Consider the following 16,800-nt stretch of genomic DNA (forward strand, 5'->3'; position numbering starts at 1 on the left):
CAAGTGAGCAAACAGTACTCCATCTTTTGGAACAGAACCGCGATCGCTATCTTTCAGGCCAAGAGCTTGCCACAGGGTTGGGCATTAGCCGAAGCGCCGTGTGGAAAGCCATGGAGAGCCTGCGTGACCAAGGCCATGTCATCGAAGGCATCTCCCGCAGGGGCTACCGGTTGTTGACCGCCACCACCCTGCTGAACAAGGAACGATTGGCTGGGTTGCTTCCTTCCTTCGAAGTACATCTTTTCGATTCGCTCGACTCAACCAACCGCTATGCGAAAGTCCTTGCTTCCGAACACGGGCAACGACCGGCTGTAGTTGTTGCAACCTATCAGAGCGGAGGCAGGGGAAGGCTCGGCCGTACCTTTTTCAGCCCGAAGGGAGGCCTTTATCTCAGTGTCCTGCTGCCGATGGGGTTCACCTTGGAATCGGCGCAACTCATCACCAGTGCCGCCAGTGTGGCTGCCTTGGAGGCTATAGAACATGTCAGTGGCAAACAGTGTCGGATCAAGTGGGTCAACGACCTCTATTGGGAAGGGAAAAAAGTATGCGGGATCCTCACCGAGGGGGTGTTGGGGGTAGAGAGCGGAAGCCTGAGTGCGGTGGTTGTAGGCATCGGAATAAATTTCTGCATCCCGCAGGCCGCCTTTCCCGAAGAGCTGAGGCCTTTGGCGACCTCGTTGTATGACGGTCCCGCTTCAGTGCCGCCCTCCTTTGATGCAAATGCCCTGGTCTCCGAGGTGGTGCACAACCTGCATGCATTGGTTTCCAGGTTGCCGGACCGCTCCTTCTTGTCGGTGTATCGTGATCGCTCTCTCTTGTTGGGCCGCAACATTACGGTTCATCAAGGCAGGCAGGCTTTTTCTGCAACAGCAGTGGGAATCGACGATGATGCCCACCTGATTGTGGAGGATGAAAATGGGATGCAGCGTGTGCTCAGCTCCGCCGAGATCAGCATTCGACTTGAAGTCTGAGTTTTTTTTGGTGTATAGTCGGTATTTACAGAGAAAGGAACGAACAGATGCTTGATGCCGTACGCGAGACTTGGAAGTCGCTCATTGAAGAACAGTTGGCTCTCTATGCAAAAGAAGTGTTTGGGACGGATGTACAGCTTCCTCCCCTTGCTGTTCAGACGCCGCCGAAACCCGAGCTGGGTGATTTGGCTTTCCCGCTTTTTGCGTACGCAAAAATGCTGAGAACCGCCCCTCCCATGCTTGCATCCTCCCTCAAGACCCGCCTTGAGAAGGTTGAAGACCGTCCGTTGGGGGATTTGCTGGTTGCCGGACCGTATCTGAACGTGCGCATCGACACGGCGGCCCTTGCCACTGCGCTCTCTGTGCAACTGTCCGAGCAAAAAGAGCTCTATGGAACCAATAAGAGTATGGCCGAAAAGCGTGTGACCATTGAGTTCAGCTGCCCGAATACCAACAAGCCGTTGCATTTGGGCCATATGCGCAACGACAGCCTTGGTGAAAGCGTAGCCGCAATCCTCAAGGCAAACGGTGCGACTGTCCGCAAGGTCAACTTGATCAACAACCGCGGGGTGCATATCTGCAAATCGATGCTTGCCTACCAAAAGTTCGGCAATGGGGAAACCCCGCAATCCAGCGGCATCAAGGGTGACCACCTGGTTGGAAAGTACTATGTGATGTTTGCCCAGTGGGCAAAGGAGGATCCTACTGCTGAGGACCAGGCCCAAGAGATGCTCAGGCAGTGGGAGGCCGGCAATGAGCAGGTTATCGAACTATGGAAGTTGATGAACGGCTGGACGCTCGACGGCCTGCACGAGAGTTACCAGAAGATGGGTATCAGTTTCGATGCCTACTACTATGAGTCTGAAACGTACAAGTACGGCAAGGATGAGATTCTCAAGGGCCTCGAACAGGGAGTCTTCTATCGCGAGGAGGACGGTTCGGTATGGGTCGACCTCGAGCCTATCAAGCTTGATAAGAAGGTTCTGCTTCGCAAGGATGGAACCAGTCTCTATATGACCCAGGACGTTGGGACGGCCATCATGCGCCACAAGGATTGGCCGTTTGATTCCCTCATTTACGTCGTGGCCAGCGAACAGCAGTACCATTTCCGGGTTCTTTTCTATGTCCTTGATCGGCTTGGTTATGACTGGGCCAAGGACCTGCATCATCTCTCCTACGGCATGGTCAACCTGCCGGACGGGAAGATGAAGAGCAGGGAAGGGACTGTAGTCGATGCAGACGAGTTGGTAGACACCCTTACGTCGCTGGCCCGCAAGGAAATCGAGGCAAAGGAACGCGAAGCCTTGGTTGATGATATTGAGAAAACCAGCCAAAGCATTGCCTTGGGGGCATTGAACTACTATCTGTTGCAGGTTACTCCCACCAAGGATATGATTTTCAATCCGGCCGAGTCCATCTCTTTCAACGGGAATACGGGTCCGTATCTTCAGTACATGGGTGCAAGAATCTCAAGCATGCTGCGTAAGTATGAGAGTGAGTATGCAGACATCCAGAAGCTTGGCTTTGACAGCAGCCTGCTCACCCTCAGTGATGAGCGTGAGTTGATCAAGCAGATCGCCCTCTATCCCGAGGTGGTCCGGAAGGCGGGTGCTTCGTACGATCCTTCCTTGCTCTGCTCCTACCTGTATGACTTGTCCAAGCTCTTTTCCCGCTGGTATCACGACAATCCGGTGCTCAAGGCGGCCACCCCTGATTTGGTACGCAGCCGCATCGAGCTCGCTACAATGGTCCTGCAGGTGCTGAAGAACGCCTTTGGTCTGGTCGGCATCCCGTTTCTTGCATCGATGTGATTCATCGGCCTTGGTAGAGGGTGCAGAAATTCTGGATGAAGCGTTCCTCCTCCCACTCCAGGTCCTCTGTTTCGTCCAGGAGTATCCGCCTGAGAAACTGCTGGACGACGGAACTGAAGGTGAGAACGGCAAGGTCGATGTCCTCGATGACCAGCCGGGATGATTCACTGAGGCTTTCCAGAAGAATTCTGCTTTGGCCTTGAAGCATCTCATCCAAGGTTGTCTGTATTGCTTTCGCCGCCGGGTGCGTCAGGGCTTCTGTTTGGATGATGCGGTAGAAGTAGCGCATCGGTGCATTGGCATACAGGTCATGCCAGTGATCCATTGCACGACTGAGGACCTCGGCCGGGCTCCCTGATAGGCTGATGGTAGCCATCTGCTGGTAGGCGAGGGTGTTGCAATAGGAGAACAGCTCCTCGATCATGGCTTCCCTGCTTGCAAAGTGATGATACAATGCAGCTTTGCTGATCTTGTTTTCCTTTGCAAGGGTCGAGAGCGATATGGCTTGCAAGCCTTGTTCAGAGCCAAGTTTAAGCAGTGATAGGATGAGGTTTTGTTTGGTCGAGGTGGTATGCATAGCCAATACTAACCTATCGGTCGGTAATTTTTCAAGAGCTTTTTCTTTGTTTTTCAATCACTTATTTTAAAAAACTGTTGAGTCTTTATCTGCAAGTGTGGTATAAGAGATAGGCACAAACTAAATCGAAGGATGAATATCGACATGTACGCACTTGTAGAGATTCTCGGAAAGCAGTACAAGGCCGTCGAAGGGGAAACCGTCCAGGTTGATCATATCAGCAGCTGTGAGGCAGGTTCTTCCCTTGAGTACGCCACCGTTCTCGCCATTGTGGATGAGAGCAATGCAAAGTTTGGCACCCCGTATGTAGCTGATGCAGTGGTCAAGGCGACCCTGGTAGGCGAACTCAAGGGTGACAAGATCAGAGTGTTCAAAAAGAAGCGCCGCAAGGGCTATAAAAGGACCCAGGGTCACCGCCAGCGGTACTCCCTGATCACGATCGACAAGATCATTGCATAAGGAGGACGCAAGATGGCACATAAGAAAGGTGGCGGAAGTTCCCGCAATGGTCGCGATTCGAATTCCCAGCGTCTGGGTGTGAAGCGCTTTGGTGGCCAGTTGGTCAAAGCAGGTGAAGTCCTTGTTCGCCAGCATGGAACCAAGTTCCATCCTGGTCAGAATGTAGGCCTCGGTTCCGATTATACGCTGTTTGCAAAGGCTGAAGGTACTGTTCTGTTCCACAGCAGAAACAACCGCAAGTATATCAGCATCGTAACTGAGTAAACGATAGGCGAAAGCCGAAGATAACGAATGCATGTTTGGATTTTCAGACGAGACGTATCTTGATGTTGCCTCCGGAAACGGGGGCAACGGTTGTGTTTCCTTCCGACGGGAAAAGTATGTTCCCAAGGGAGGCCCGGACGGTGGCGACGGCGGCCGAGGCGGGGATGTCGTATTTGTCGTCAAGCATAACTTGAGAACGCTCGCCCACTTGAAGCTTGTCCGTACCTACCGTGCAGAAAACGGAAAAAACGGCAGTGGTGAACGGTGTTACGGTCGTGATGGAGTCGACATCGAGATTCCTGTTCCACCCGGAACCGTCATCAAGAATGCCGAGACCGGAGAGGTCATCAAGGACCTTACCGGTGTCGACCGCTGGGTCTTTCTCAAAGGCGGCCGCGGCGGGCAGGGAAACTATCACTTTCGCACAGCTACCCGTCAAGCTCCCCGTTTCGCCCAACCTGGTGAAAAGGGTGAAGAGATGCGCATCGGTGTGGAGCTTTTGGTGATCGCCGACATCGGCTTCGTCGGGTTTCCCAATGCAGGCAAGTCGAGTTTGCTGAACATGCTTACCAATGCACGTACCAAGGTGGCAGGGTATCCCTTCACCACCAAGATTCCCCAGCTTGGCATGATGCGCTACGGTGAGCACGACATTGTGCTCGCCGATATTCCCGGCCTCATTGAAGGGGCCAGCGAGGGAGCGGGCATGGGAATCAAGTTTCTCAGGCATATCAGCAGGACCGCTGGTCTTGCCTTCCTGATCGATCTTTCGGATGACCGGTATCTGGATGCTTATGATATACTTTGCAAGGAGCTTGAGGCGTACGAGCCTGAGCTATTGAATAAGCAGCAGGTAATCATCGGGACAAAACTCGATGAACCGGGGACTGCAGAGAGGCTTGAGGAGTTGAAGCAGAAGTACGCTGACAAAGAGGTCATCGGACTCTGCGTCTACCTTGAGATGGGGGTTGAGGATGTGAGGCAGGCTTTCATACGCATGGTTAGCCGGAATGAGGATGCAGCAAGCAAGGCTTTGCATGAAGGCGCCCAAGGGGGCTTTTCCTCAACGGTCGACCTTGATGCATACTATCCTTCTGAGAACGAAAGCCACTAGGAGGCTTGTTTTGGCAGCAGAACCGACTGCAATGGTAGGCGGAAGCTTTGATCCCGTACATTTGGGGCATCTCCATCTGGTTCATACGGTTGTCACCTCCACCAACTATAGAAGGTTCATTTTCGTACCTGTTGCACGCAACAACTTCAAGCAGGATGTAAATCCTGCTTCCGCAGAGCATCGCATGAACATGCTCCGCCTTGGTTTTGCTTCCTACCCCCAATTGTATCCAGACGACCCCCCGGTCCAGTTCATCGCCGAAGATTGCGAACTGGTGCGCGGCGGAGTATCCTACACCTATGACACCGTAAAATACCTGTATCTGCAATACTCCATCCAGGGCAGGCTTGCCGTGGTCATGGGAGATGATCTGCTCTCGGGATTGAACCGGTGGCATGCCTATGAACAATTGAAGGAACTGGTCACCTTCGTAGTCATCAGGCGGGAAGGCAGTGCTGAAAAGCTGGGCGACCTCGGTGCCGATGTCCTGTATCTGGACAATCCCCTCCTGCAGGACAGCTCCACGATAATCAGGGATCGATGCAGACAGTTGCAAGGACGGCAGGAACTTGGTGATGATATCGAGCGCTTGATGCCCAAGGAGGTTGCCCGCTATGTACGAGAGCATCGGCTGTACCGCTCTTGAGGCTGAGCTGAAAGAGAGTTTGAGTGAGAGGCGCTACCGTCACAGCCTGGCTGTTGCACAGACCTGCCTGCAGCTCGATACGAGATATTCGCTTCATCTCGACCAAGCAGAGCTGTATGTTGCAGCGCTCATGCATGACATGGCACGTGAGTGGAGCAAGGAGCAGTTGGTCGATTACGCACTTGCACACAATCTGCACCTGTTGGGCGAGGAGCGCGAATATCCGGTGTTGCTGCATGCTCCGGTTGCCGCTTCCCTGCTCTCAGCCAGAGGATTTTCCAAAGCGGTGTGTACAGCCGTGCGCTACCACTCCCTGGGCAGCATCCATATGGGACTCATGGGTCTTTTGGTGTATGTTTCCGATTACCTTGAACCAAATCGAACGCACCTTGGGCAGCAGGATAGGGAGCGTCTTTTGGCTCTGGCCACACCCGAAGAGCTCTGTTTGGCTGTTTTGGAGCAAGAGAGGGTTTACTTGGCTTCGAAAGACAAGCAAATAAGTGCCTGCTCGGAAGAGCTCTATCGTTTTCTTTGCAGCGGAGGGAAGTTTTGAGCAAATTGGCACTCATGCTCGCTCTGTTCAGTACACTATTTTGCAGCTGCAGCCCTTCCCTGGTGGAAGCTGAATATCTGCTCAGTGATGGAGAGCTTGCCTGTGTCAGTTGGATCGAGAACGACCATCTGGCAGTGTTGTTGCTGCCGCAAGCGGTGGTCGACGGGTTTGCAACCTACTCACACTCCGACCCTGCCATGGCCGTTGTACAGCTTGTGGGGCTGCCGTCATCGAATGTGAGGCAGGCAAGCTACGATTCCTTGGTTTCCTTTGGCAAATTGGCTGTAACACTCTCTGCAACCGCCAGGGGAGTACCGGCCGGCGACGTTGATGCCGCACTCTGCCTTGAAGTCTTATCTGAAGGGGCAAGCCACTTGAGGAAAACCTTCCTGGCCGATACACTGGCTTCCATTACTGGTCAGTCTGATCCGTTTGGAATGCTTGAGACAGTCAAGCAAGCAACTGTCTTTGATTTGCGAACGAGTCTTGCACTATCGCAGAATACCGACTGGGAGCTCCTGAGAGCCCATCTCAAGCGTTATGTAGAGGAAATCAGGCGCGTCCAGCGTAAGGAGTAAATGAGAATGAATGACTTGGTACTGGCTAATGCCCAGGCGATCGGCCAATTTCTTGAAGACCATAAGTGCAAGGATGTAAGCATCCTTGATGTATCGGAGGAGTGTTCTTGGGCTGATTGTTTCATTATCGCCACGGTCTCCAGCGTCGGCCACCTCAAAGGTGTCGCCCATGAGATTTGGGGAGAACTGAACGATCTCGGTCTTGAGGTTGCCAACCGACACAAGAATCCCGCCGGTGATGGCTGGGAACTCATCGACTGTTCCGATATTGTAATCCATCTGATGAGTCCCGAGTTGAGGGAATTTTATTCATTGGAAAAACTCTGGCAGAAACGGGAACGGTAGGATCAATCGTCAAGGTTCTCCCGAATCTTGATGATGGTTCTGGTTATGGTATCGACGACAGGCTCCTGCTGATTCATCAGATGAAAAAACAGCTTCTGGATGGCATCGTAGCCCTGTCGTTGAGGCTCCTGACAAATGGTGAAGGTTATGACTCCTTCCTTGATCAGTGTTTTTGTGGTTGGAATGTCATCGAAGCAAAGAATGCGGATAATCCCTGCCTTTCCCAATTCCTGAACAGCTTTACATGCTCCCTGCACACCGGCCGCAGTCAAGTAGAGACAGTTGGTCTCGGGATTCATTTTCAGGCAGGAGAGGGTTCGCTCATATGCCTTATCGTTGTCATCAAGACTCTCGATGACGTCGACTATGGTATGAGGCATCTTGCGTTCTGTCAGTCCCTCCAGAAATCCTCTGATGCGCTCCTGGTGCCCCTTGATATTGAACGATCCGGTGACAATCAGGATTTTTTGCTCGATTTGCTTGCAAACCAAGCTTAGCAGGCCGCTTGCCGTTGTTCCCCCGAGATAGTAATCCGGTCCGACATAGCACAGGCGATGTGTATCACTGATATCTGTATTGACGGTGACAACGGTTGTGCCGGCCTCGGTAATCTTGTCAATCGCCGCAATAACCGGCTCTACGTTGATGGTGGTAATGCACAGACCGTCATAGCGCTTGCTCTGCAGCGTCTCGATGGCATCGAGGTGAACGGATCGATCAAACGATTTCACTTCCATAATGTCGACAGAGACGCCAAAGTCAGCGAGTTCCCGTTCAGCCTGCCTAAAGCCCGCAATGACATCAGAAAAGAACGGATTGCCGATGCTTGGAAGCAGGCACCCGATCCTCAGAGGTTGCTTGCGGGTCGCCAAGGCTTTCCCGGCAAGATTAGGAATGAATCCCAGCTCGTTGGCTATGGTTCGAACCCTGGAGGCAACCTCTTCGTTGACGCCTTTCCTATTGTGGAGTACCCGGTCCACCGTCCCTCTGGATACTCCAGCCTTCTTTGCAATATCCCTAATCGTAACAGCCATGGTTGTCCTTTTAGCAGAGAATAAGCTACTACATACAACTTGGCAACAGTGTCTAGTTCGATTTCACCTGTTTCTTACTGATAACATCAAATGCCACCGCTGCTAGTACTACGATACCTTTTACGGCTTTCTGCCAGTTGGCGTCAATACCGAGAATGGACATACCATTGTTCAGAACACCCATGAAAATTGCACCGATGATTGCTCCTCCGATGGTTCCGGTTCCGCCATAGGCACTTGCACCGCCGATGAAGCAGGAGCCGATGGCATCCATCTCATAGTTGGTTCCGGCTGTTGGAGCAGCCGAGTTGAAACGAGCCACACCCACCAAGGCGGCAACAGCAGAGAGGAATCCCATGTTCGTATATGCGAAGAAAAGGACCCGGTTGGTATCGATACCTGAAAGTTTTGCAGCCTTTTCATTGCCGCCCATGGCATAGAGATGTCTGCCCGGCACCGTGCGGGCGGTGAAGTAGCTGTAGCCCAATACGATGATTGCGAGGAGAATCAAGACCACCGGCACACCCTTGTGTCTGCCGAGCAGGGAAAAAACTATCAGGACAGCAATCGAAAGCAGGATGACCTTGGTCAACGTGATGGTCAGCGGCTCGGTTGCATACCCCTTCTTTTTCTTCGTATACCGATCGAAAAAAGTCCAAGTACCATAAATCAGACAGATGACGACCCCTACGAAGACGGTTACCGAGAAAATGGTTGCACCATCCTCAGTATTGGGGAGGAAGCTGTTGAAGTATCTGGTGTACTCGGCGGGGAAGGGGGAGATGGTCAATCCATTGAGGATCAAAAGGGCGACGCCTCTCCACAACAGCATTCCTGCTAGTGTTGTGATGAAGGGAGGAATGCGGACATACGCAATCCAGAAGCCCTGCCATGCCCCGATAGCCAGACCTGCCAACAGGCAAATCACAATCGACAGATAGATGTTCCAATGCAGGTTGACGATCAGTGTTCCCGCCAGCGCTCCGACCAGTGCTACAACCGAACCAACCGAGAGATCGATGTTTCCACCGGTGAGGATGCACAGCAACATGCCGCTCGCCAAAATTACAACATACGCGTTTTGGCTGATGAGGTTGGAAATATTGGCAGGGGCGAAAAGGGAGCCCCTCCCACTGCTGCTGATGAGCACTTGGAAGAGAAGCATGGTAGCCAGAAGAACGATAAGCATGGAGTTCTTCTTCACCGTGTCTTTGATGCCTAGGCTGTGTCTCATGGCAGTTGGTCTCCTTTCTGGTTCTGTACAATACATTTCATGATTTTTTCCTGACTTGCCTCGGACCCCGGCATCTCCCCGACTATCCTTCCTTCACTGAGGACGTATATACGGTCGCAGATGCCAAGAACCTCAGGCATTTCGCTCGAGATGAAGAGAATGGACTTTCCTTCCTCGGCAAGTTGATTGATGATGCAGTAAATCTCGTACTTGGCCCCGACATCGATTCCCCTTGTCGGTTCATCGAGCAACAGGATATCGGGCTCTGCAAAAATCCATTTGCTCAGCAAGACCTTCTGCTGGTTCCCACCTGAAAGGTTGTTCACCTGCTCAAGGACTGATGAGCATTTTGTGTGCAGTTTCTCATTCACCTCTTTTGCAACCTTCAGCTCCAAATCCGGGTCGATGACCTGATGCTTGCTGATGGCTTCCAGTTTTGCAAGGGTGGTGTTTTGCATGATGGACTTGGAGAGAATCAAACCATTGCCTTTGCGGTCCTCGGTGACATAGGCGAGTTTGTTTTGAATGGCGCTCTTGATGGTATTCAGCTGGACTTCCTTCCCGTTTATCTTGAGTTTTCCGCTGATATTGCGCCCGTAACTCTTTCCGAAGAGGCTCATGGCAAATTCCGTACGCCCCGATCCCATCAGTCCGCTGATGCCGACGACTTCGCCCCGATGCAGTTTGAGATTGATATCTTCACAGACTTTCACCCCCTCGTATATGGGGTGATAAGCGGTCCAATGTTCTACTTCAAGACTAACTGGACCGATTTTGGCATTCCGTTTGGGGAATCGGTCGCTCATATTCCGGCCAACCATGGCTTTGATGATCTTATTCTCATCGAAGGCTTCCAAGGTTTTGTCCATGGTCGTAATTACTTCACCATCACGGATGACGGTGATGCGATCGGCAATATAGGAGACTTCGTTGAGCTTATGGGAGATGAGAATGCTGGTCATTCCCCTCTCTTTGAACTGCAGCAGCAGATCAAGCAGCTTCTTGGCCTCCGTATCGTTCAGGGATGCAGTCGGCTCGTCCAGGATGAGGACCTTGACATTCTTTGCCAAAGCCTTGGCAATCTCAACGAGCTGTTGTTTTCCCACCCCGATATCCTTGATGGCGGTCTTGCTCGACTCTTCAAGTCCAACCAAGGCAAGCAGCTCATCGGCACGGCTGTATGTCTTGTCCCAGTCTATGGAAAAGATTCTGCCCTGCTCGTTTCCCAAGAACATGTTCTCGGCAATGGTGAGGTAGGGAACGAGTGCCAACTCCTGATGGATGATGACGATTCCCTGTTCCTCGCTTTCCTTGATGGTGTGGAATTGGCAAGGTTTTCCATGCACTAGAATTTCACCATCAAACGTTGAAGCAGGATAGACTCCACTGAGGATGTTCATCAGTGTGGACTTGCCTGCCCCGTTCTCTCCGACTATGGCGTGAATTTCTCCCGGACGAACTTGAAGGTTCACATCATGAAGAGCCCTGACCCCGGGAAAGGTCTTGGTGATGTGTTTCATTTCCAGTAATAGGGTTTCCAAAAAGGACCTCCAAAGATGCGGGCAACCGAAGTTGCCCGCAAAGGATCAAAGGAGAATCAGATCTTTAGATCAGCTTCAGTGTAGTAGCCGCTGTCGATCAACAGAGCCTTGTAGTTGTCAACAGTTGCAAAAACAGGATCGCACAGGTAGGAAGGAACAACCTTCACACCATTGTGGTAGGTCTCGGTGTCGTTGATGTCAACTTTCTCGCCCTTGACGATTGCATTGACCATTTCGACTACCTTGCTTGCCAAGGTGCGGGTGTCCTTGAAGATGGACATGCTCTGCAGACCCAGGATCATGTTCTTTACAGAAGGCTTGTCGCAGTCCTGACCGGTGAGGATCGGGAAGTTGTCCTTGGTGTACCCTGCAGCAACGAGAGCGTTGGTCACACCGTTGGCGATGGAGTCATTGGAAGAATAGACTGCATCGAGGCGGTTGCCCTTCGGGCCGTAGCCGTTCGCGGTGATCAGGTTTTCCATTCTCTTCTGGGCTTCTTCGGTAGACCAGTTGAGTGTTGCAACCTGGGCCTTGGTGGTCTGGCCGGAGCGGACGATCAACTTGCCGCTCTTGATGTATGGCTCAAGAATCGACATGGCACCACCAAAGAAGAAGTTGATGTTGTTGTCATCGGGAGAACCGGTGAACAGCTCGATGTAGTAGGGGCCGGGGGTGCTGTCAAGTTTCAGAGCATCGCGGATATAGGTACCCTGGATGGTTCCGACCTTGAAGTTGTCGAAGGTGGCATAATAGGTGACGGCATCGGTGTTCATGATCAGGCGGTCATAAGCAATGACTGCGATGTCCTTTGCTTTTGCCTGCTTCAGGACTTCACTCAGCGCCGATCCATCGATGGAAGCGATGACCAACACCTTGCAACCGGTGGTGATCATGTTCTCAATCTGGGCAACCTGGGTGGGGATATCATTGTCGCCTGCATACTGCAAGTCAACCTTGTACCCTGCTGCTTCGAGCTGGCTCTTCATGTTCGCCCCATCCTGATTCCAGCGCTGGAGGCTCTGGGTGGGCATGGAAACGCCGATCTTGATGACAGAGGCATCTTCTTTTGTTCCTGCTCCGAAGAGAGTTGCTACAGTGAGCAACACGATCAAGAGGACACATAAACTCTTTTTCATATACGACTCCTTTTTTTCTGGATTACTCCAGTGATTGACCATGACGGTAAAGGGGGGTATACGTAGGACGGATGCTGACAACTAGAGGAAGAACTATTCAATGTTCTGCGTAGTGCCCGGGCACATTCAAGTATATGATAGCCCACTTTTCAGATTTGTAAAGGGTGATAATGGAATTTTACCGACAATCATACAGAAGAGCCTATATGACGCGTTTAGTTTTCCACTTGCCGCCGAAGAATCGGACAATGAAGAAAATGCTTCGGCTGAACCAGTCGATGTACATACCTGCCCATACGCCATAAATACCCCAGTTCAGGGTGATGGCAAGGAAATAGCTCATGGCAACCCGGAAAGCCCACATGCTGAACATGGAAACCACCATGGTGAATTTTGCATCACCGGCGGCCCTGAGAAAATTGGGGAGTGCGAAGGCTGTCGGCCAAATGGTGGCGCTGAAGATCATGGTGATGCGAATGACATTGCTTGCCATCGCGGTTGCATCTGCGGAGAGATTGAAGATCTTGACGATCGAGGGTGTGAGAAAATATCCTGGAATGGCGAGTGCAGTCATGGCGATATAGGTGATGAGGAGGAGAAGCTTGCCGTAGTGGACAGCCTGGTCTGGACGCTTTGCGCCGATAGCTTGGCCGATGACCGTTATTGAGGCGAGCCCTATGGCTCCGCCCGGGATATTGATGAACGAGGTGACTGAGCCTGAAATTGCGTTTGCTGCGATGGAAGCTGTCCCGAAAACAGCGATGAAGCCTTGGACAAGGAGCTTGCCGATCTGGAATACCGAACCCTCTATACCGGTAGGGATGCCTATGCGAAGTATGCGTTTAATCATCTCCGTGCGCCACTCAAGCCTTCGATAATTTCGGATTGAAATTACATTCATCGGATTGGCAATGAGAATGAGGATGATCGTCGAGCCGATGATCCTGCTCAGCAGTGTTGCAAGTCCAGCTCCGGTGACACCCAGTTTGAGACTGAAAATGAAATAGGCGTTACCTATCACATTGACAAGGTTCATGATGATGCTCACCCATAGGTTTACTTTGCTGTTGCCCATTGACCTGAAGAGGGAGGCACAGGCGTTGTAGGTGGCTAAAAAGGGGAGGGATACAAGAATATAGAGGAAATAGGTGGAGCCGTTGGAAAGGACCTGCTCCTCGATCGAGCCGAAGATGAAGCTGATGATTTGACGGCGAAACGGGAGGCACAGCAGCATCATGATGGTTGAGACCACCACCGAGAGCACCAACAACTGCTTTGCAGCACTATTGGCCGATGCATAGTCCTTTCTACCCAGGTACTGACTTGAAACAACAGCACCCCCGGTGGCGAATGCTGCAAATAAAGTGACCACCAAAATGGTGATGGAATCGACCAAACTGATGGCACTTACCGCCGCCTCCCCTGACGAGGCAACCATGACGGTGTCGGCCATGCCGATGGTGACGGCAAGAAATTGCTCGATCACCAAGGGAATGATCAGGGTATACAAAAAGCGGCGGGTGAACATTGGCTCTGACGCCGCTTGCATTGGCTTATTGACTTTCACAAACTGGTCCTCGCCCTATCTTAGGCTGAACACCCAAAGGAGGCAAGCACCTTTGGATCTTTTACTCCTTCGTCAGTAATGCCTCGTCGTTGGCATAGGTCTTGTTCCTTAGATTCTTGAAGAGCCTGACCAGTTCTTCCACGGTGAGATTCGACTTTTCCTCACCCTGGACATCCAGGATGATGGTCCCTTCGTCCATCATGATCAGACGGTTGCCGAAATCAATGGCGAACTGCATATTATGCGTTACCATCAAGGCGGTGAGCTTGTACTCGGCGATAAAGCGCTCGGTGAGGTCCATGACTATCTGGGCATTACGCGGATCGAGGGCTGCGGTATGCTCGTCGAGCAGCAGCATTTTGGGCTTGCTCATGACAGTCATAAGCAGTGTGAGTGCCTGGCGTTGGCCACCGCTGAGGAGCCCGACATTGTCCTTGAGCCTGTCCTGCAGACCAATCAGTTGCAGAAGAGAGCGGAACTGTTCCCGCTTTTCATTGTTGAGGCTTATTCGCAAGCCCTTCATTCCCTTTGTTTCGGCGGTAATCATATTGTCCTCGATGGACATGTTTGCAGCCGTTCCCTTGGTCGGGTCCTGGAAAATGCGTCCGATCGTCATGGCCCGCCTGTATTCCGGGCTGGCCGTCACATCGGTTCCGTCGAAAATGATTTTGCCGTTGGTCACCGGATAGGTTCCGCTGATCAGGTTGAAGAGGGTGGATTTTCCCGAGCCGTTGGAACCGACGACACAGACAACATCGCCTTTGTTCACATGCAGATTGATATTGTCCAAAGCCAATTTCTCGTTGACCGTTCCAGGATAGAATACTTTGGTGATGTTGCTCAAATCAAGCATTGGTGGAATCCTCCTTCGCCTCATGCCTGGCCTGCGACCTTGCAATGGCTTTCTTCTTTGCCCCGGCAGAAGATGCTGCACTCCGGGTCTGTGCAATGAAAAGACTTGCGATGACCAGGATGCCGGTAAGCAACTTGAAGTCATTGGGGGTGATGTTCACCAAATAGCCGTACTTGCGTCCGAAGAACATGAGAGCCTTGTAGATGATCGCTCCCAGAATTGCACGAAGGGTGAGCAATGAGATGCGGTTGGAGGAGAAAAGGAATTCACCGATCATGATTGCGGCCAAACCCTGGACCACCATGCCCTGGCCGAGGTTGGCGTCTGCAAACCCCTGGTACTGGGCAAGAAGTCCGCCCGAGAGAGCGATCAGGCCGTTTGAAAGCCCGATTCCCATCAATTTTAGAACATCGGGATTGATGCCCTGGCTGATTACCATTTGCTCGTTTCCGCCCATGGCCCCCATCGAAACTCCCAAGTCGGTACGGAAGAAAATGTCAATCAACACTTTCACAAACAGTACGACGAGCAGGGTTCCAAGAAGCGCCGCCCATTCGCCGGGAATGGAACTGAAAATTTTTGGAAGCTTGGAGTACATGGTCTCAACCCTGAGGAGGGGGACGTTTGCCTTGTTGCCCAGCACTCTCAGGTTGATGGAATAGAGCATGGTCATGGTAAGGATACCGGCCAACAGACCGGGAATTTTCAGTTTGTTGTGGATTGCCGCCGTTATCATACCGGCGATGACCCCGGAGAGGAATGCGAGCAGCAGTGCTACAAAAATCGGAAAGCCGGCTACAATGCTCATGGTGGCCACTGCAGCCCCGGTGGCTACCGAGCCGTCACAGGTCAGGTCGGCAAAATCAAGAATACGGTAGGAGATGAGAATACCGATGACCATGATCGAAAAGATCAAGCCATCAACAAAAATACCTTCAATCATGTAAAACCCCTTACGCAGAAAAAATCGCCGGTCTTCTACAAGTCCGGCGATTACTAGTCCAGCCATATCTACTGACTGATTTTCTTTCCGTCCTTGATGAGCACAGCAGCACCATCCTGCAGCGACTGCGGAATAGTATAGCCAAGCTTCTTGGCGGTATCAAGATTGAACCACAGTTCAAACTTGGTCGGATCGGTGATATAGACGGTTCCAATCGAGCCTGCCTCTTCACCCTTGAGTATCCTCTCGATGACCTTGCCGGTCTCGATGCCGATGCTGTAGTAGTCGAAGCCCCATGCAATCATGGCATTCAACCCTTCAATACCACTGGGATCGGCACTGAAGAGCACCTTGTTGGCCTTGGTGGTGACATCATCGATCGAAGCAAGTGCGCTGATGACTGCGTTGTCGGTGGCGATGTATATGGCATCGACACGGTCGATGATCGACTGGGCGGCCATTTTGACTTCGCTGGAATTGCTGATCGCGCTTGTAACGAATTCAACACCGTACTTCTGGCAGGCGGCTTTTGCCATTTCCATGAGGACCACGCCATTGGCTTCACCTGAAGCGTAGATGTTGCCGATGCGCTTGGCTCCGGTTATGTCGATCAAGAGCTTGATCTGCTCATCGACCGGGTTCTTGTCGGAAACACCGGCGATATTTGCGGCCACCAATCCAGCCTCATCGGCATCGGTGACGGCACTGAATACGACCGGGGTGCCGGAAGAGACGGGGAAAACCTGGGCAAGGGCCTGAGCTGAGGGAGTTGCAATGCCTACTGCAACATCGACCTTGTCGCTCTTGAACTTTTGAGCGATGGAGGAGGCGGTTGAGATGTCCCCATTGGCATTCTGCAAGTCGAAGGAGACCGACAGTCCGGTGGTGGCAAGGTGATCCATCAAGCCTTTCTCGGCAGCGTCGAGAGCTGGATGGGGGAGAAGCTTTGAGACTCCAATCTTGTACGTAGCGCTTGCTTTGGCTTCGGTCTGCCCTGCAGCAAAGATGCTGAGAGTCAGAAGGAGAACGAGAGCAAGGGTGAGCAGAGAGCGGCGTGTGATGTTCATCTGATTTCCTCCAAAACAGGTAATCCTTTTCGTTTGCAAAACTATAGCCTTATTTTTACCATTTGTAAATCAGGTTATGCAAATTGCGGAATATTAATTCATAGATT

The 16,800-nt window shown here is 52.0% G+C and carries 18 protein-coding genes; 9 read left to right on the forward strand and 9 right to left on the reverse strand.

Annotation, left to right across the window (positions count from 1 at the left end):
- Both B3F49_RS07410 and argS read left to right on the forward strand, forming a co-directional pair.
- Positions 1-971 (forward strand): biotin--[acetyl-CoA-carboxylase] ligase (locus B3F49_RS07410; protein WP_293910145.1); only part of this gene is annotated, 971 nt, incomplete at its 5' end.
- Between the two features lie 47 nt (positions 972-1,018).
- A complete protein-coding gene (gene argS, locus B3F49_RS07415) occupies positions 1,019-2,782 on the forward strand; it encodes an arginine--tRNA ligase (protein WP_293890666.1) in 1,764 nt (587 codons plus the stop codon).
- A 1-nt stretch (position 2,783) separates the two neighbouring features.
- On the opposite strand, the gene B3F49_RS07420 is transcribed toward argS, so the two are convergent.
- The gene (locus B3F49_RS07420; protein ID WP_293890669.1) at positions 2,784-3,359 is read right to left on the reverse strand and encodes a TetR/AcrR family transcriptional regulator; all 576 of its coding nucleotides are present in this window, start codon (positions 3,357-3,359) and stop codon (positions 2,784-2,786) included.
- A 144-nt stretch (positions 3,360-3,503) separates the two neighbouring features.
- Here B3F49_RS07420 and rplU point away from each other — a divergent pair, with 144 nt between their 5' ends.
- Genes rplU through rsfS form a run of 7 tightly spaced genes read left to right on the forward strand, consistent with a single transcriptional unit; the run spans position 3,504 to position 7,318 of the window.
- The gene (gene rplU, locus B3F49_RS07425; RefSeq protein WP_293890672.1) at positions 3,504-3,818 is read left to right on the forward strand and encodes a 50S ribosomal protein L21; all 315 of its coding nucleotides are present in this window, start codon (positions 3,504-3,506) and stop codon (positions 3,816-3,818) included.
- A gap of 12 nt (positions 3,819-3,830) precedes the next feature.
- Positions 3,831-4,082, forward strand: a complete 252-nt coding sequence (gene rpmA / locus B3F49_RS07430; RefSeq protein WP_244771398.1) for a 50S ribosomal protein L27 — start codon at positions 3,831-3,833, stop codon at positions 4,080-4,082.
- 31 nt (positions 4,083-4,113) lie between these two features.
- Positions 4,114-5,196 (forward strand): GTPase ObgE, encoded by a 1,083-nt coding sequence (gene obgE, locus B3F49_RS07435; RefSeq protein WP_293890677.1) that lies wholly within the window; start codon positions 4,114-4,116, stop codon positions 5,194-5,196.
- Positions 5,197-5,206: 10 nt separating this feature from the next.
- Positions 5,207-5,842 carry a nicotinate (nicotinamide) nucleotide adenylyltransferase gene (nadD, locus tag B3F49_RS07440; RefSeq protein WP_293910147.1) on the forward strand — a complete coding sequence of 212 codons (636 nt, stop codon included), beginning with the start codon at positions 5,207-5,209 and terminating at the stop codon, positions 5,840-5,842.
- Complete coding sequence (gene yqeK, locus B3F49_RS07445; protein WP_293890683.1) at positions 5,811-6,395, forward strand: bis(5'-nucleosyl)-tetraphosphatase (symmetrical) YqeK; 585 nt, start codon at positions 5,811-5,813, stop codon at positions 6,393-6,395. The genes nadD and yqeK overlap by 32 nt, the downstream gene beginning before the upstream one ends.
- The gene (locus B3F49_RS07450; protein ID WP_293890686.1) at positions 6,392-6,973 is read left to right on the forward strand and encodes a hypothetical protein; all 582 of its coding nucleotides are present in this window, start codon (positions 6,392-6,394) and stop codon (positions 6,971-6,973) included. Before yqeK ends, B3F49_RS07450 begins: the two co-directional genes overlap by 4 nt.
- A gap of 6 nt (positions 6,974-6,979) precedes the next feature.
- Positions 6,980-7,318, forward strand: a complete 339-nt coding sequence (rsfS, locus tag B3F49_RS07455) for a ribosome silencing factor (protein WP_293890689.1) — start codon at positions 6,980-6,982, stop codon at positions 7,316-7,318.
- Positions 7,319-7,320: 2 nt separating this feature from the next.
- Here rsfS and B3F49_RS07460 read toward each other — a convergent pair whose 3' ends face one another.
- From B3F49_RS07460 to B3F49_RS07495, 8 genes are all read right to left on the reverse strand, one after another.
- The gene (locus B3F49_RS07460) at positions 7,321-8,352 is read right to left on the reverse strand and encodes a LacI family DNA-binding transcriptional regulator (RefSeq protein WP_293910149.1); all 1,032 of its coding nucleotides are present in this window, start codon (positions 8,350-8,352) and stop codon (positions 7,321-7,323) included.
- A gap of 52 nt (positions 8,353-8,404) precedes the next feature.
- Positions 8,405-9,586, reverse strand: coding sequence for a multiple monosaccharide ABC transporter permease (gene mmsB, locus B3F49_RS07465; RefSeq protein ID WP_293890695.1), 1,182 nt, complete (start codon positions 9,584-9,586; stop codon positions 8,405-8,407).
- The gene (gene mmsA / locus B3F49_RS07470; RefSeq protein ID WP_293890698.1) at positions 9,583-11,127 is read right to left on the reverse strand and encodes a multiple monosaccharide ABC transporter ATP-binding protein; all 1,545 of its coding nucleotides are present in this window, start codon (positions 11,125-11,127) and stop codon (positions 9,583-9,585) included. The genes mmsB and mmsA overlap by 4 nt, the downstream gene beginning before the upstream one ends.
- 56 nt (positions 11,128-11,183) lie before the next feature.
- Positions 11,184-12,263: a multiple monosaccharide ABC transporter substrate-binding protein gene (chvE, locus tag B3F49_RS07475; protein ID WP_293890701.1), complete on the reverse strand. Its 1,080-nt coding sequence runs from the start codon at positions 12,261-12,263 to the stop codon at positions 11,184-11,186.
- Positions 12,264-12,465: 202 nt separating this feature from the next.
- On the reverse strand, positions 12,466-13,812 hold the full coding sequence (locus tag B3F49_RS07480) for an MATE family efflux transporter (RefSeq protein WP_293910151.1): 1,347 nt from the start codon (positions 13,810-13,812) through the stop codon (positions 12,466-12,468).
- Between the two features lie 79 nt (positions 13,813-13,891).
- Positions 13,892-14,683 carry an ABC transporter ATP-binding protein gene (locus B3F49_RS07485; RefSeq protein WP_293890707.1) on the reverse strand — a complete coding sequence of 264 codons (792 nt, stop codon included), beginning with the start codon at positions 14,681-14,683 and terminating at the stop codon, positions 13,892-13,894.
- Positions 14,676-15,626: an ABC transporter permease gene (locus B3F49_RS07490; protein WP_293890710.1), complete on the reverse strand. Its 951-nt coding sequence runs from the start codon at positions 15,624-15,626 to the stop codon at positions 14,676-14,678. Before B3F49_RS07490 ends, B3F49_RS07485 begins: the two co-directional genes overlap by 8 nt.
- Positions 15,627-15,694: 68 nt before the next feature.
- Complete coding sequence (locus B3F49_RS07495) at positions 15,695-16,693, reverse strand: ABC transporter substrate-binding protein (RefSeq protein WP_293910153.1); 999 nt, start codon at positions 16,691-16,693, stop codon at positions 15,695-15,697.
- Between the last annotated feature and the right edge of the window lie 107 nt (positions 16,694-16,800).

It is taken from the genome of Sphaerochaeta sp. UBA5836 (genome assembly GCF_002432845.1).
Taxonomy (GTDB): domain Bacteria; phylum Spirochaetota; class Spirochaetia; order Sphaerochaetales; family Sphaerochaetaceae; genus Sphaerochaeta.

Excerpts from the sequence above, each read along its gene's own strand:
- argS (WP_293890666.1), top strand. The coding sequence starts at position 1,019 with ATGCTTGATGCCGTACGCGAGACTTGGAAGTCGCTCATTGAAGAACAG.
- B3F49_RS07420 (WP_293890669.1), bottom strand. The coding sequence starts at position 3,359 with ATGCATACCACCTCGACCAAACAAAACCTCATCCTATCACTGCTTAAA.
- rplU (WP_293890672.1), top strand. The coding sequence starts at position 3,504 with ATGTACGCACTTGTAGAGATTCTCGGAAAGCAGTACAAGGCCGTCGAA.
- rpmA (WP_244771398.1), top strand. The coding sequence starts at position 3,831 with ATGGCACATAAGAAAGGTGGCGGAAGTTCCCGCAATGGTCGCGATTCG.
- obgE (WP_293890677.1), top strand. The coding sequence starts at position 4,114 with ATGTTTGGATTTTCAGACGAGACGTATCTTGATGTTGCCTCCGGAAAC.
- yqeK (WP_293890683.1), top strand. The coding sequence starts at position 5,811 with ATGTACGAGAGCATCGGCTGTACCGCTCTTGAGGCTGAGCTGAAAGAG.
- rsfS (WP_293890689.1), top strand. The coding sequence starts at position 6,980 with ATGAATGACTTGGTACTGGCTAATGCCCAGGCGATCGGCCAATTTCTT.
- B3F49_RS07460 (WP_293910149.1), bottom strand. The coding sequence starts at position 8,352 with ATGGCTGTTACGATTAGGGATATTGCAAAGAAGGCTGGAGTATCCAGA.
- mmsB (WP_293890695.1), bottom strand. The coding sequence starts at position 9,586 with ATGAGACACAGCCTAGGCATCAAAGACACGGTGAAGAAGAACTCCATG.
- chvE (WP_293890701.1), bottom strand. The coding sequence starts at position 12,263 with ATGAAAAAGAGTTTATGTGTCCTCTTGATCGTGTTGCTCACTGTAGCA.
- B3F49_RS07480 (WP_293910151.1), bottom strand. The coding sequence starts at position 13,812 with ATGCAAGCGGCGTCAGAGCCAATGTTCACCCGCCGCTTTTTGTATACC.
- B3F49_RS07485 (WP_293890707.1), bottom strand. The coding sequence starts at position 14,683 with ATGCTTGATTTGAGCAACATCACCAAAGTATTCTATCCTGGAACGGTC.
- B3F49_RS07490 (WP_293890710.1), bottom strand. The coding sequence starts at position 15,626 with ATGATTGAAGGTATTTTTGTTGATGGCTTGATCTTTTCGATCATGGTC.
- B3F49_RS07495 (WP_293910153.1), bottom strand. The coding sequence starts at position 16,693 with ATGAACATCACACGCCGCTCTCTGCTCACCCTTGCTCTCGTTCTCCTT.